General features: G+C 57.8%; 12 protein-coding genes and 1 pseudogene. 8 read left to right on the top strand and 5 right to left on the bottom strand.

All coding sequences use genetic code 11. From position 1 onward, the window contains the following. Nucleotides 1–3: 3 nt before the first annotated feature. Together AC1DWM_RS04770 and norR are read right to left on the bottom strand one after the other, a co-directional pair. Nucleotides 4–906: a chemotaxis protein CheV gene (locus AC1DWM_RS04770; protein ID WP_223518630.1), complete on the bottom strand. Its 903-nt coding sequence runs from the start codon at nt 904–906 to the stop codon at nt 4–6. Nucleotides 907–1,187: 281 nt separating this feature from the next. Then, entirely contained in the window at nt 1,188–2,738 is a 1,551-nt protein-coding gene (norR, locus tag AC1DWM_RS04765) for a nitric oxide reductase transcriptional regulator NorR (protein WP_477794727.1), read from the bottom strand. 148 nt (nt 2,739–2,886) lie between these two features. On the opposite strand from norR, the gene hmpA reads away from it, so the two are divergent. From hmpA to cyoE, 7 genes are all read left to right on the top strand, one after another. Beyond that, entirely contained in the window at nt 2,887–4,068 is a 1,182-nt protein-coding gene (gene hmpA, locus AC1DWM_RS04760; RefSeq protein ID WP_223518632.1) for an NO-inducible flavohemoprotein, read from the top strand. 287 nt (nt 4,069–4,355) lie between these two features. Continuing rightward, a complete protein-coding gene (locus AC1DWM_RS04755; protein ID WP_223518633.1) occupies nt 4,356–4,865 on the top strand; it encodes a disulfide bond formation protein B in 510 nt (169 codons plus the stop codon). Between the two features lie 829 nt (nt 4,866–5,694). Next, the gene (gene cyoA, locus AC1DWM_RS04750) at nt 5,695–6,639 is read left to right on the top strand and encodes a ubiquinol oxidase subunit II (RefSeq protein WP_477794726.1); all 945 of its coding nucleotides are present in this window, start codon (nt 5,695–5,697) and stop codon (nt 6,637–6,639) included. A 3-nt stretch (nt 6,640–6,642) separates the two neighbouring features. Further along, nucleotides 6,643–8,673, top strand: a complete 2,031-nt coding sequence (gene cyoB / locus AC1DWM_RS04745; RefSeq protein ID WP_223518645.1) for a cytochrome o ubiquinol oxidase subunit I — start codon at nt 6,643–6,645, stop codon at nt 8,671–8,673. A 3-nt stretch (nt 8,674–8,676) separates the two neighbouring features. Then, nucleotides 8,677–9,303, top strand: coding sequence for a cytochrome o ubiquinol oxidase subunit III (locus AC1DWM_RS04740; RefSeq protein WP_223518646.1), 627 nt, complete (start codon nt 8,677–8,679; stop codon nt 9,301–9,303). After that, nucleotides 9,303–9,644 carry a cytochrome o ubiquinol oxidase subunit IV gene (cyoD, locus tag AC1DWM_RS04735; RefSeq protein ID WP_027922712.1) on the top strand — a complete coding sequence of 114 codons (342 nt, stop codon included), beginning with the start codon at nt 9,303–9,305 and terminating at the stop codon, nt 9,642–9,644. Before AC1DWM_RS04740 ends, cyoD begins: the two co-directional genes overlap by 1 nt. Before the next feature lie 11 nt (nt 9,645–9,655). Next, on the top strand, nt 9,656–10,543 hold the full coding sequence (gene cyoE, locus AC1DWM_RS04730) for a heme o synthase (RefSeq protein WP_477794725.1): 888 nt from the start codon (nt 9,656–9,658) through the stop codon (nt 10,541–10,543). Between the two features lie 197 nt (nt 10,544–10,740). Here the strand turns inward: cyoE and AC1DWM_RS04725 are convergent, their stop codons facing one another. Continuing rightward, nucleotides 10,741–12,150: an aminotransferase-like domain-containing protein gene (locus AC1DWM_RS04725; protein WP_477794724.1), complete on the bottom strand. Its 1,410-nt coding sequence runs from the start codon at nt 12,148–12,150 to the stop codon at nt 10,741–10,743. A gap of 120 nt (nt 12,151–12,270) precedes the next feature. Between AC1DWM_RS04725 and AC1DWM_RS04720 the strand changes: the two genes are divergently transcribed. Next, nucleotides 12,271–12,765, top strand: a complete 495-nt coding sequence (locus AC1DWM_RS04720; RefSeq protein ID WP_477794723.1) for a RidA family protein — start codon at nt 12,271–12,273, stop codon at nt 12,763–12,765. Nucleotides 12,766–12,832: 67 nt separating this feature from the next. On the opposite strand, the gene AC1DWM_RS04715 is transcribed toward AC1DWM_RS04720, so the two are convergent. Together AC1DWM_RS04715 and AC1DWM_RS04710 are read right to left on the bottom strand one after the other, a co-directional pair. Next, a complete protein-coding gene (locus tag AC1DWM_RS04715) occupies nt 12,833–13,147 on the bottom strand; it encodes a helix-turn-helix domain-containing protein (RefSeq protein WP_140668471.1) in 315 nt (104 codons plus the stop codon). Further along, nucleotides 13,144–13,433: pseudogene (locus AC1DWM_RS04710) on the bottom strand (toxin). Before AC1DWM_RS04710 ends, AC1DWM_RS04715 begins: the two are co-directional and overlap by 4 nt. Between the last annotated feature and the right edge of the window lie 26 nt (nt 13,434–13,459).

The raw sequence follows: 13,459 nt of genomic DNA, 5'->3' as shown, positions 1-13,459 counted from the left end.
CTCTCAATGACCTTGTTCAGCGACGGCCTTGGCCGCCTCGATCAGGCATTTGGTCAATTCTGGCGAAGAGAATTTGGTCAGCACTGCGTTAGCCCCGGCCAGGCGTGCTTTTTCGCTGTTCATCGTGCTGTCCAGGGATGTGTGCAGCAGCACATACAGGTGCGAGAAGTCTGGCGTTTCGCGCAGGGTGCGGGTGAAGGCGTAGCCATCCATCTCTGACATTTCGATGTCCGAGACGATCAGGTTGATCTGTTGGGCCGTGCCTTGCAGGTCGAGCAGGCAGTCGATCGCTTCCTTGGCGCTGCGCGCGGTGTGGCATTGCAGGCCGAGGTTGCGCAGGGTGTGCACGGATTGTTGCAAGGCGACCTGGCTGTCATCAACCACCAGAATGCGGGCACTGCCCAAGATTTCGGCGTCTTCCATGCTCAGTTCGGTCGGGGCGGTTTCGATCTGTGCTGGCGCGATGCCGTGGATGACTTTTTCGATGTCCAGCACCTGCACCAGAGTGCCGTCGACCGAGGTCACGCCGGTGATGTACGAGCGCACGCCGCCGGAACCGAAGGGTGGCGGGCGAATGTCGGAGGTCAGGCAGTGAACGATCTTGCTCACGGCTTGAACATGCAGGCCCTGCTTCGAGCGACTGACGTCGGTGACGATCAGGCAGCCACCGTTCGGGTCTTCCAGCGGGCGCTCGCCGATGGCACGGCTCAGGTCGATCACCGACAACGACGCGCCACGCAGGGTGGCGATGCCTTTGACGTGGGGATGCGACTCCGGCAGCCTGGTCAGCGGCGGGCAGGGGATGATTTCGCTGACTTTCAGCAGGTTGATCGCCATCAGCTTGCCGCTGCGCAAGGTAAACAGCAGAAGCGAAAGTGAATCTGCGCGGGCTTTGGTGGAAGACATAAAAACCTTCTGTGGAAAAGGTGATGGGTGGTTGCGGGATGGCCCACAACTACCGATATCGGGTTATCGACTTGTAGCGGGCAGGCTTTAGGGGCTTTGCGTCGCACACCGGTGAATGCATGCTTTGTAGCAGCTGCCGAGCCTGCGAGGCTGCGTCCGGTTGCGAAGCAGCCGTAAACCCTGAATCCCGGATGTATCAGATACAACGCAGCCGATGGATTGGCGAGGACTGCGTCCTCGAACGCAGCCTCGCAGGCTCGGCAGCTGCTACAGGGACCGAGTTATTTCATCCCCAGTCTTTTGGCCATGCGCCCGAGATTCGCCCGATCCAGGCCCAGCTCACGCGCCGCACTCGCCCAGTTGTTGTGGTGCCGCTCCAGGCAAGCACTGATCAATTGCCGCTGGTAGTTCTCGGTGGCTTCACGCAAATCACCAGACACCAGCACCACAGGGCTGGCCACTGGCTGCTCGCTAATGGCCTCGACGTGGCCCGTGGGCAAATCCAGGTCCGCAGCGCTCAAGCTGAGAATCTTCGGTCGGTCCTTGCAGTTGCCCAGCGCTTTGAGCGCACTTCGGCCAATCAAATGCTCCAGCTCCCGCACATTCCCCGGCCAGTTGTAGGCCATCAATGCGGCCTGTGCATCGCTGTTCAAGCGCAGGCTGTTGAGGCCCATGCGCGAGCGGTTTTGCTCCAGGAAGAAGCCGCTGAGCAGCAATACATCCCGTCCGCGATCGCGCAGCGCCGGTACCAGCAAGGGGTAAACGCTCAAACGGTGGTAGAAGTCGGCACGGTAGCGCCCATTACGCACTTCCTCGGCCAGGTCGCGATTAGTCGCCGCGATCAGGCGCACGTCCACTTGGTGTTCCTTGTCCGAACCCAGTCGCTGCAATTGCCCGCTTTGCAGGACGCGCAGCAGCTTGGCTTGCACCGTCAGCGACAGTTCGCCGACTTCATCGAGAAACAGCGTGCCGCCGTTGGCCAGTTCGAACTTGCCGCGACGATCATTCGTCGCGCCGGTGAACGCGCCACGCACGTGGCCGAACAACTCACTCTCGACCAAGGTGTCCGGCAGGGCCGCGCAGTTAAGGCTGATGATCGGTTTGTCGGCCCGCGCAGAAGCGGCATGAATCGCCTGCGCAACCAGTTCCTTGCCGACTCCGGTTTCACCGGTGATCAGCACCGTCAGGTCACTGCCGCCTACCAGGCTGATTTCTTCCACCAAGCGTTTGTGCGCCTTGCTCTGGCCGATCATTTCACGGTCCTGCTGACCGCTGGCCTGACGGTAAACCTCGGCGCGCTGGTGTTCGTCTTCGGCGCGATTGGCCAGGCGCTCGATGCGCTCGGCGGCATTCACCGTGGCCGCAGCGAGGCTGGCAAAGGCTTGCAGCGCATCCAGTTCGATGGGCTGAAATTGTTCCGGGTTGAGGGCATCGAGGGTCAACAAACCCCATGGGCGCTCGTCGATAAACAGCGGGCAACCCATGCAGTCGTGGACTTCCAGATGATCGTCGAGGCCTTCGACCAGTCCGTCGTAAGGGTCCGGCAGGTCGCTGTTGGCGGCGAAGCGGGTCGGGCCTTGGCTGCTGAGCAATGCTTCGAAGCGCGGGTGTTCGCTGACTTTGAAGCGCCGGCCCAGAGTGTCTGTGCTCAACCCGTCGACTGCCAGCGGCACCAGCCATTCGCCATCAAGGCGCAACAGGGCAGCAGCATCACAGGGAAGCAGGGCGCGCATGGCTTCGAGCAGGCGTCGATAGCGCTCGCCTTCAGGCAGTTCGCGGGACAGGTCCGAGACCAGAGGCAGCAGGGCGGTGAGCAAGGGTTTTGCAGTCATAGTGACTCCATGTAGTCGTTAAGACTATAAAACAGCCCGTGTCGATATGACTACTATGTTTTTAAATTATTGATTTATAACGATTATAGTTTTGGCATGGAAACTGATATGTCTAAGGAAATACACATAAAGCTCCGGAGTCGTCCTTATGCTTAGCGTTCAAGACCGTGCCATCGTCAAATCCACCGTGCCACTGCTGGAAAGCGGCGGCGAAGCGTTGATTACGCACTTCTACCGCATGATGCTCTCCGAATACCCTGAAGTCCGCCCGCTGTTCAACCAGGCTCACCAGGCCAGCGGTGATCAGCCACGCGCACTGGCCAACGGTGTCTTGATGTACGCACGGCACATCGACCAACTCGACCAGTTGGGCGACCTGGTGGCCAAGATCATCAACAAGCACGTGGCCCTGCAAATCCTGCCGGAACACTACCCGATTGTCGGCAGCTGCCTGCTGCGCGCGATCGCCGAAGTGCTGGGCGAAGAAATCGCCACCCCTGAGGTTATTGCGGCCTGGGGTGCCGCGTATGGTCAACTCGCCGAGATATTGATCGGCGCTGAAGGCAGCATTTACGACCAAAAAGAACAAGCGCCCGGTGGCTGGCGCGGGGCGCGGGAATTCATCGTCGCGGCCAAGGTCGAGGAAAGCGCGGAAATCACCTCGTTCTACTTCGAACCTGCCGACAAAGGCCCGATCCTTGCGGCGGAGCCTGGCCAGTACATCGGCATGAAACTGATCCTTGATGGCGAAGAGATTCGTCGCAACTACTCGCTGTCGGCGCTGGCGAACAAGGGCCACTACCGCATCAGCGTCAAACGTGAAACCGGTGGGCGTGCGTCTAATCACTTGCACGATCACCTGCAGGTCGGTTCGAGCATTCAGTTGTTCCCGCCATCGGGCGACTTCACCCTGACGGCCAGCGACAAACCGCTGGTGTTGATCAGCGGCGGCGTTGGCATCACCCCGACGCTGGCAATGCTCGAAGCTGCATTGGCCACCGAGCGCCCGGTGCATTTTATCCACTGCTCGCGTAACGGCAGCGTGCACGCTTTCCGCGACTGGATCGATGGGTTGGCTGAGCGTCATCCGCAACTCAAGCGCTTCTATTGCTATGACGAAGATGACGGTGTCAGTGCTGCTGCGCACAAGGTCGGGTTGTTGAGTCAGGAACAATTGGGCGAGTGGTTGCCCGAGCAGCGTGACCTGGATGCTTACTTCCTGGGGCCTAAAGGGTTCATGGCCGCGGTCAAACGTCACCTCAAGGCCTTGGGGGTTCCGGAGAAGCAAAGCCGCTATGAGTTCTTTGGGCCGGCTGCGGCGCTGGAGTAACTGTGTGTGGCGACTCGGGAGACCGAGTCGCCTTCATCGCGAGCAGGCTCACTCCTACAGGGGATTTGGGTGCACACAAATTGTGTGTTCACACCAATCCTATGTAGGAGTGAGCCTGCTCGCGATGGCCGCACCACGATCTCAATTCTTGATTACAGTTCGAAAAGTTAATCCCTTCTTAACCGGTTTATCGTTTATTCCCCCAAATCCACCGGCACGCGCCAGGCTCTCAAACCTCAGAGCCTGCGTGTAGACTGGCGGCAACTGCTATCTAAAAGGGAAACGCGATGAGCGAGGAAACAATGCGATTGGGGCGCGAACGGCGCTATCTGGTGTTACTGGGCATCATCTGCCTGGCACTGATTGGCGGTGCGTTGTACATGCAAATTGCGCTGGGCGAGGCTCCGTGCCCACTGTGCATCCTCCAGCGCTACGCGTTGCTGCTGATCGCGGTGTTTGCCTTTATCGGCGCGGCAACGCGCACCCGTCGCAGCATCACGCTGTTCGAGACGCTGGTGGTCATCTGTGCCATTGCAGGCACAGCGGTCGCCGGGCATCACGTCTACACCCAGTTCTATCCTGCGGTCAGCTGCGGCATCGACGTGTTGCAACCGATAGTCGATGGTTTGCCGCTGGCGAAGATCTTCCCGCTGGGCTTCCAGGTGGATGGTTTCTGTTCCACGCCGTACCCGCCGATCCTCGGTTTGTCGCTGGCGCAATGGGCGCTGGTGTCGTTCGTGCTGATCGTGATTCTGGTGCCGTTGCTGACCTCGCGTAACCGTAAAACGCTGCGCTGAGGCGGTTCGCCGCACCGCTGCGTCATCCATAAAAACGCCCCGGCCCTCGTTGAGAGGGTCGGGGCGTTTTGCATTTTAGAGGTCAGGTAAAAAGACCGGGATGCGCGGCAATCAGGGGTGCGACACGTGTGCGACACGTTGTCACAGCGGGAGTGTCGCAAGGCGTTTCAAGAGGATTAATTGACGCAGGACAAGACAACAAAATTGGACTGTTTCGGTGGTTCATCATGTCACCCTGAAAATGATGAAGCAGGCAGTTTTAACAGGGGCTGGCGAATCGCCAGAGCCCTTGTCGCATAGGGGGTTGCGCAATGATGGCGCCGGGGGTGGGGGCCTCGAAGCTGTCTGAACTGCGCAAGGTAGACCTACTATTTTTGGTGTTTTTGTTGAGAATCAATTTCTATAACATGCCGCGTTTTTGCGAAATGGGTTAATGATTGTTGCTGGAATGGATAGAAATTATTTCGAGATGAGACATGGTTTATGAATCGTTACATATCTACAATCGCCCGCACTGAAATCCCGGCACTGCTCACCCTTACTCAGGTGCATGAGCAGAAAGTAGGGCGTCGAGGGGCTTGAACGCTTCATGCGACTCCCTGGTGTCGGAGCCTTCCAACTATCCGCACCAAATGGAATTGGTCTGTAACAAGGCCTTTGACCACGAAATCGAATAAGAACTTACCGCTGGCCCAGGATTTGTCGAGCAGCGTCTGACGCGCGACGGGCAGCCCTTATTCAATCCAAGAAAAATGCCAACCCTTGGCAGGGTGAAGTGTTGGCGATCAAAACCCAACTGCATTGCGCAAGCTGCTTTAGAGGTCGTGAGATGAGTAAAAACAGGTACCCCAGACTACTAGGCTTATTGCCGCTGCTCGGCACACTGTTGCTGGGAGGCTGCAACATGACCTTGCTCGATCCCAAGGGCCAGGTTGGCCTGGACGAGCGAAACCTGATCATCACCGCAACGCTGCTGATGCTTCTTGTCGTGGTACCGGTCATCGTCATGACCTTCCTGTTCGCCTGGAAATATCGCGCCTCCAACACCGACGCCGTGTACACGCCGAAGTGGTCGCACTCCACCAAGATTGAAATCGCGGTGTGGGCAATTCCAGTGCTGATCATCATTGCCCTGGGTTATGTCACCTACAAGTCGACCCACGCCCTGGACCCGTACAAGCCACTGGAATCCGACGTCAAGCCGGTCACCATTCAAGTGGTATCGATGGACTGGAAGTGGCTGTTCATCTATCCCGAGCAAGGGATCGCCACGGTCAACAAGATCGTATTCCCGGCCAACACGCCAATTAACTTCCAGATCACCTCCGACACCGTGATGAACTCGTTCTTCATTCCGGGTCTGGGCGGCCAGATCTACGCGATGGCGGGCATGCAGACCAAACTGCACCTGATCGCCAACGAGAATGCTGAATTCGACGGGATCTCCGCCAACTACAGCGGCGCGGGTTTCACCGGCATGAAGTTCAAAGCAATCGCCACCTCTCAGGCGGACTTCGATGCCTGGGTCAGTGATGTCAAGAAGGCACCTAAACAGCTTGAAAAAGCTGAATACGAAGCCCTTTCCAAGCCAAGCCAGAACAATCCAGTAGAGCTCTACTCCTCGTTCACGCCGAACCTGTTCCAGACCATCGTCGACAAGTACGAAGGCATGAAAGCGGGTCCGAAAGTGGATCACGAGAAGAAAGAGAAAGAAGTGGCCCAGATGGAAGGGATGGACATGAGTTCGCATTCAGCTGCCGGGGCAGAGGAGTAAACGATGTTTGGTAAATTAAGTTGGGAAGCGGTCCCGTTCCACGAACCGATCGTGATGGTGACCATCGCCATGATCGCGCTCGGCGGTCTGGGCGTGTTCGGTGCAATCACCTATTTCAAGAAGTGGACCTACCTGTGGTCCGAGTGGCTGACCTCGGTCGACCACAAGAAAATCGGCGTGATGTACATCATCGTCGCCATGGTCATGCTGCTGCGTGGTTTTGCCGACGCCATCATGATGCGTACCCAGTTGGCCATGGCCACCGAAGGTTCGCCTGGCTACCTGCCGCCTGAACACTATGACCAGATCTTCACCGCTCACGGTGTGATCATGATCATCTTCATGGCGATGCCATTCTTCACCGGCCTGATGAACCTTGCAGTGCCTCTGCAGATCGGCGCGCGTGACGTGGCCTACCCGTTCCTGAACTCCCTGAGCTTCTGGCTGCTGATGTCTGGCGTGGTGCTGGTCAACGTGTCCCTGGGTGTCGGCGAATTCGCCCGTACCGGTTGGGTTGCGTATCCACCACTGTCGGAACTGGGCTACAGCCCTGGCGTGGGTGTGGACTACTACATCTGGGCGCTACAGCTTTCCGGGCTGGGTACGACGCTGACCGGGGTCAACTTCCTGGCCACCGTGCTGAAAATGCGTACCCCGGGCATGAAACTGATGGACATGCCGATCTTCACCTGGACCTGCACCTGGGCCAACGTTCTGATCGTCGCTTCCTTCCCGATCCTGACCGCTACCCTGGCTTTGCTGACGCTTGACCGTTACATGGATTTCCACATTTTCACCAATGAACTTGGTGGCAATCCGATGATGTACGTGAACCTGTTCTGGGCCTGGGGTCACCCCGAGGTTTACATCCTGATTCTGCCGGCGTTCGGGATCTTCTCCGAAGTCATCTCGGCCTTCTCCGGCAAGAAGCTGTTCGGTCACCACTCGATGATCTACGCCTCGGGCGCGATCTCGATCCTGGGCTTCATGGTCTGGCTGCACCACTTCTTCACCATGGGTTCGGGTGCCAACGTCAACGCCTTCTTCGGCCTGGCGACGATGCTGATTTCGATTCCGACGGGGGTGAAGCTATTCAACTGGCTGTTCACCATTTACCAGGGCCGTTTGCGCATCACCAGCCATGTTCTGTGGACCCTGGGCTTCATGGTGACCTTCGCCATCGGCGGCATGACCGGCGTACTGCTGGCCATCCCGGGTGCTGACTTCGTTCTGCACAACAGCCTGTTCGTGATCGCTCACTTCCACAACGTGATCATCGGCGGCGCCGTGTTCGGCTACATCGCCGGCTTCGCCTTCTACTTCCCTAAAGCGTTCGGCTTCAAGCTGCACGAAGGTTGGGGCAAGGCAGCGTTCTGGTGCTGGATCACCGGCTTCTTCGTCGCGTTCATGCCGCTCTATGTACTGGGCTTCATGGGCATGACCCGTCGTCTGAACGCCACCACCAACCCTGAGTGGGTTCCGTACCTGTACGTTGCAATGTTCGGTGCGGTCATGATCGCCTGCGGTATTGCCTGCCAGCTGATCCAGCTCTACGTCAGTGTTCGTGACCGTAACAAACCGGAAAACATGTGCGAAGCCGGTGACCCGTGGAATGCCCACACGCTGGAATGGTCGACCTCCTCGCCACCACCGTTCTACAACTTTGCCGTACTGCCAAAAGCCGATTGCATCGACCCGTTCACTGAAGCCAAGGAAGACGGTACCGCGTACCAGACTCCGGTCAAGTACGAGCCGATCCACATGCCAAACAACACCGCGACCGGTCTGGTCATGGGTGCTCTGTTGACCGTGTTCGGTTTCGCGATGATCTGGCACATCTGGTGGATGGCCATCTTCGGCCTCGCCGGCACCGTGATCTACTTCGTGATCCACGCTGCTCGTGATGACCAGGGCTATATGGTGCCGGTCGACGTGATCGAGCGCACCGAAGCCGAGCAGCGCAAACGTCTGGTAGCAGCCGGGAAAATCCCAGCCACCGCCACCCGTGTTGAAACCTCGTTGGAACAGGCTTAAACCATGTCGAACTTAGTGACCAATGCTGGACACACCCATGTCGATGGACATGGGCACGATGACCATCACCACGACTCGGGCGAGATGACCGTATTCGGTTTCTGGCTCTACCTGATGACCGACTGCATTTTGTTTGCATCGATCTTCGCGGTGTACGCGGTACTGGTTAACAACGTAGCGGGTGGCCCGTCGGGCCACGACATCTTCGAGCTGCCATACGTGCTGGGCGAAACGGCCCTGCTGTTGTTCAGTTCGATCACCTACGGCTTCGCCATGCTGGCGTTGTTCAAGGGCAAGAAGACGCAGGTACTGGGCTGGCTGGCGATGACCTTCCTGTTCGGTGCCGGCTTCATCGGCATGGAGATCAACGAGTTCCACATGCTGATCTCCGAAGGCTACGGTCCTAACCGCAGCGGCTTCCTGTCCGGGTTCTTCACCCTGGTCGGCACCCACGGTCTGCACGTGACCAGCGGTCTGATCTGGATGGCGATCATGATGTATCAGGTGCAGAAAAACGGCCTGACGGCGACCAACAAGACCCGTCTGAGCTGCCTGAGCCTGTTCTGGCACTTCCTGGACGTGGTGTGGATCTGCGTATTCACCGTTGTTTACCTGATGGGGACCCTGTAATGGCTAATGCACACTCCCACGATGGCCACGGCCACGACGACAGCCACGGCAGCGTCAAGTCTTACGCCATCGGCTTCATCCTGTCGGTGATCCTGACGATCATTCCTTTTGGCCTGGTGATGTACCCGTCGCTGCCAAAAGCCATGACCCTGTGGATCGTACTGGCCTTCGCAGTGATCCAGGTGCTCGTGCACCTGGTGTACTTCCTCCACCTGGACCGCTCCGCTGCCCAGCGTAACAACGTGATCGCGTTTGTCTTCGCTGCATTGGTGATCGTTCTGTTGGTTGGCTTGTCGCTGTGGATCATGTTCAGCATCCACACCGTCATGATGGCGCACTGAGGAAAGTCCGGATGTCCTTTAAGCACTTTATCCAAATCACCAAACCGGGGATCATTTTCGGTAACGTGCTTTCTGTGGCGGGCGGATTTTTCCTGGCCTCGAAAGGGCATGTCGATCTGGCCATATTCCTGGCCGCCATGATCGGCACGTCCCTGGTGGTGGCTTCCGGTTGTGTGTTCAACAACTGCATCGACCGCGACATCGACCTGAAGATGGAACGCACCAAGAACCGGGTGCTGGTCCAGGGCTTGATCTCCCTGAAACTGGCCCTGGCCTTTGCGACCGTCCTGGGTGTTGCCGGCGTTGCGTTGTTGTACAAGGTGGCAAACCCGCTGGCCGCGCTGTTCGCGGTGATCGGTTTCGTCATCTACGTCGGCTTCTACAGCCTGTACCTCAAGCGCAAGTCGGTTCACGGCACGCTGGTGGGCAGTCTGTCGGGCGCCATGCCGCCGGTGATTGGCTACGTCGCTGTGACCAACAGCTTCGACATGGCCGCACTGACGTTGCTGGTGATGTTCAGCCTGTGGCAGATGCCGCATTCCTACGCCATCGCGATTTTCCGCTTCAACGATTACCTGGCTGCATCGATTCCGGTGTTGCCCGTGAAGCGCGGCATCGAAGTGGCCAAGAAGCACATTCTGCTCTACATCCTGGCGTTCCTCGTGGCGACCTTGATGCTGACCTTCAGCGGTTACGTCGGCATGAGCTACCTCGCCGTCGCCGCGGCCATGGGCATGTACTGGTTGTACATGGCCTGGACCGGTTACAAGGCAGTGGATGATACGGTCTGGGCACGCAAGCTGTTTGTGTTCTCGATTTTCACCATTACCGCGTTGAGCGTGATGATGTCCCTGGACTTCAAAGTGCCGACCGAGCTGCTGCTGACGTACGCGCCTTAAGCGTCGGACGCTGTAAAAAAAAGCCCCGCCTTCGAGAGAAGGGCGGGGCTTTTTGTTGGGGGCTGTCTGGTGGACCGTGTTGCCCCCTTCGCGAGCAAGCCCGCTCCTACACAAGACCGCGTTCCTCCAAGTGGAATGCGGTCAAATGTAGGAGCGAGCCTGCTCGCGAAAGCCGCACCTCGGTTTATCAGAAAAACTCAGCTATCGAGCAGTCGGAAAAACCGCTCTCGCACCTGCGGATCATCACTGTGCGCGACATTGAAGCGCAGAAAACTATTGGCGTCGGCAGCTTTGCTCAACATGGTGCCGGGCGTTAGCACCAGGTCATTTTTGAGGCCTTTGTTGGCGAGGGTTTCGGCATGCAATCCGTTGGGCAAACGGGTCCAGATGAACAGTCCTTCACCCGGCACCGACGACACCGAGCATCCCGCCTCCACCAGCCAGCGCGCCACGCGACTGCTCGATTCATATAAACGATCCACTGTGCGGCGGATGTGTTTGGCGTAGCTGCCGTTGCTGAGCATGGTGCAGGTGATCTGCTCCGCCAATTCCGAGGTCACACCGCCGATGCTCATCTTCAGGCTGATCATTCGGGCCGCCAGTTGTGGTGACAACACGGCGTAGCTGACCCGGCTGTTGGCTGACAGGGTCTTGGAGAAACCGGACACGTAGCTGACGGTGTCCAGCCCACTCGCGGCCAGGCGTGGGGTGCGTCTTTGCTGGAGGTCGCCGTACAGATCGTCTTCAACAATGTGGAAGCCGTATCGGTGACTCAACTCCAGCAGGCGATAAACCTGTGCCGCGGAAAACGAGTGCCCGGTCGGGTTATGCAGGGTGCTGTTGGTCATGTAGAGCACGGGGCGATGGGCGATCAGCAACTGCTCTAAAGCTTCCAGATCCAGACCATTGCAATCGCGGGGCAGGGTGATGATCCTGGCACCGTGCAACGCCAGATTGGTGTGCAGGTTGAAGTAGCACGGGTCGTCGAGCAGCACCGTATCGCCAGGTTTTATCAACAGGCGCATCAACTGGTCGATGGCCTGCATGGTGTTAGCGGTGGTGATGATTTGTTCCACCGGCACTTCGATGCCGAAGCCCGACAACTTCACCCGCAACGCCTCACGTAGCGGCCGGTAACCACCGACCTCACCGTATTCACCCATGCGCAATGACGTCGCGCGAAGGGTGCCGCGCACCGCTTTGAGCAGATCTTCGGCGGGCAGCCATGAACTGGGCAGAAATCCACAGCCGGGACGCAGCGCGCCGTTGTCGAGCAGCACTGCACGGCGAACCCGGCTGAGGGTGTCTTGTGGTTGCAGATCCGGGCCAGCAGCGGCTAGGGTTTGCGAGCTCGCTCGGTGGACGTAATGCCCCGAGCCCTGGCGCGAGACCACCAATCCCTTGGCACGCAATCGGTCGAGGGCGTCGACCACGGTGGATTTACCGACGTTCATCAATTCAGAGAGTTCGCGAATCGGCGGCAACTTGGCCCCGTGCGGCAGGCCACCCTGGCTGATCGCCACGGACAGCTGATCGACAATCTGCTGCACCAGCGGCGCTCCCGGCTGGAACTCGATGGCGGCGATCACGGCGCGCTGAGCCTGCATTTTATTGGTCTCCCTGGCAGTAAACTTCGCTGGATTCTATACGAACTTGCCCTGATCAGGAGAAGCGTCTGTCTCTACCATCAACAGGTGGTTTGCATGATGGATCAAGAGGGGCAGTAGATGATTAAGCAAATAACCCGCGACGAACGTTTTCTCGCGATGGCCCAAGAACTCGGCTTCGATGTCTACGACGAAAACCCGGCCGGCGGGCATTACGCGCCGCTGCTTCGGCATGACGATGAGCTGTATGTCAGTGGCCTGGTGCCAAGAATGAACGGCAAAATCCAGTACCCCGGCCGAGTGGGGCTGGAACTCAATTTGGCCGATGCCCAGGAAGCCGCGAGTATCAGTGCGATACGCGGGCTGGCACTGATTCGCGACGCCGTCGGTTCACTGGAAAACGTCAAGGCAGTGCTTCGTGTCACTGTTTATGTGAAATCCACGTTCGACTTTGTCGACCTCAGTGAAGTGGCCAACGGTGCGTCGGATGTCTTCACCCATGTGTTGGGCGACGCCGGCAGGCATACCCGGACGACGGTCGGTGTTTATCAATTGCCGAAAAACGCACCGGTAGAAGTGGACATGATCGTGGCTCTGAATCCCTCGATGGTCTGAATCGTGCAGGCAATAAAAAGCCCCGCTTTCACTCGTAGGCGGGGCTTTTTGATATTGAGCTATCAATTCAAACAGCTTGGAGTCGCTCGACCATATCGGGGAATTTCTCCACCAGCCTGATCAATAATGCCGCTTGAGCATTTGGCTTGGATTTTTCCTGCTCCCAATTTCTCAGGGTGCTGGGGCTGGTTCGAATTCGCTTGGCAAAAACGGCCTGGGACATATGCAACTTAGTACGTAGCGCAACGATTTCTTGTGCGCCGACCTCAGGAGCCGGGTTGTCTTCCACCGTTGTATTTCGCAGCGTGATCTTGCCTTCTCGCTGAGCAGCCATCTCGTCAACGCCCTGCATCAACTCTGCAAACAGGTCGCGCTTTTTCATGGGGTACCTCGTGCCTTTAACTCTGTGCCTATGGCTTTCTTGAGCGCCTTCTCTTGGTCGGCAGTCATATTCTCAAGCTCATCCTTGTCATAAATTGCAAACATCCAGAACTGGCCATCATTCATAAGCCCCAGCGCAGTTTGCGGAAGCCACCTGTACGAGGCATGACATCGCCTGCCTGTGGGTTCGACTGCATATACGTTTGCAGCGAACGATACTCATCGTCCGTCAGATAATCGCCAACGGTGGCAGTGAACGAAGAGGTTTCAAAGAATTGGGTTCGCATCACGAAACTATAGGCAACTTGATTAT

The organism is Pseudomonas sp. P4_C8, assembly GCF_056401975.1.
The sequence above is the reverse complement of the archived record's forward strand: the minus strand, read 5'-3'. Positions and strand labels throughout refer to the sequence as shown.

Coding starts and splice junctions, on each gene's coding strand:
- AC1DWM_RS04720 (WP_477794723.1), top strand. CDS start 12,271: ATGATTAAGCAAATAACCCGCGACGAACGTTTTCTCGCGATGGCCCAA.
- cyoE (WP_477794725.1), top strand. CDS start 9,656: ATGTCCTTTAAGCACTTTATCCAAATCACCAAACCGGGGATCATTTTC.
- cyoD (WP_027922712.1), top strand. CDS start 9,303: ATGGCTAATGCACACTCCCACGATGGCCACGGCCACGACGACAGCCAC.
- AC1DWM_RS04715 (WP_140668471.1), bottom strand. CDS start 13,147: ATGAAAAAGCGCGACCTGTTTGCAGAGTTGATGCAGGGCGTTGACGAG.
- AC1DWM_RS04725 (WP_477794724.1), bottom strand. CDS start 12,150: ATGCAGGCTCAGCGCGCCGTGATCGCCGCCATCGAGTTCCAGCCGGGA.
- AC1DWM_RS04770 (WP_223518630.1), bottom strand. CDS start 906: ATGTCTTCCACCAAAGCCCGCGCAGATTCACTTTCGCTTCTGCTGTTT.
- cyoB (WP_223518645.1), top strand. CDS start 6,643: ATGTTTGGTAAATTAAGTTGGGAAGCGGTCCCGTTCCACGAACCGATC.
- AC1DWM_RS04755 (WP_223518633.1), top strand. CDS start 4,356: ATGAGCGAGGAAACAATGCGATTGGGGCGCGAACGGCGCTATCTGGTG.
- AC1DWM_RS04740 (WP_223518646.1), top strand. CDS start 8,677: ATGTCGAACTTAGTGACCAATGCTGGACACACCCATGTCGATGGACAT.
- hmpA (WP_223518632.1), top strand. CDS start 2,887: ATGCTTAGCGTTCAAGACCGTGCCATCGTCAAATCCACCGTGCCACTG.
- norR (WP_477794727.1), bottom strand. CDS start 2,738: ATGACTGCAAAACCCTTGCTCACCGCCCTGCTGCCTCTGGTCTCGGAC.
- cyoA (WP_477794726.1), top strand. CDS start 5,695: ATGAGTAAAAACAGGTACCCCAGACTACTAGGCTTATTGCCGCTGCTC.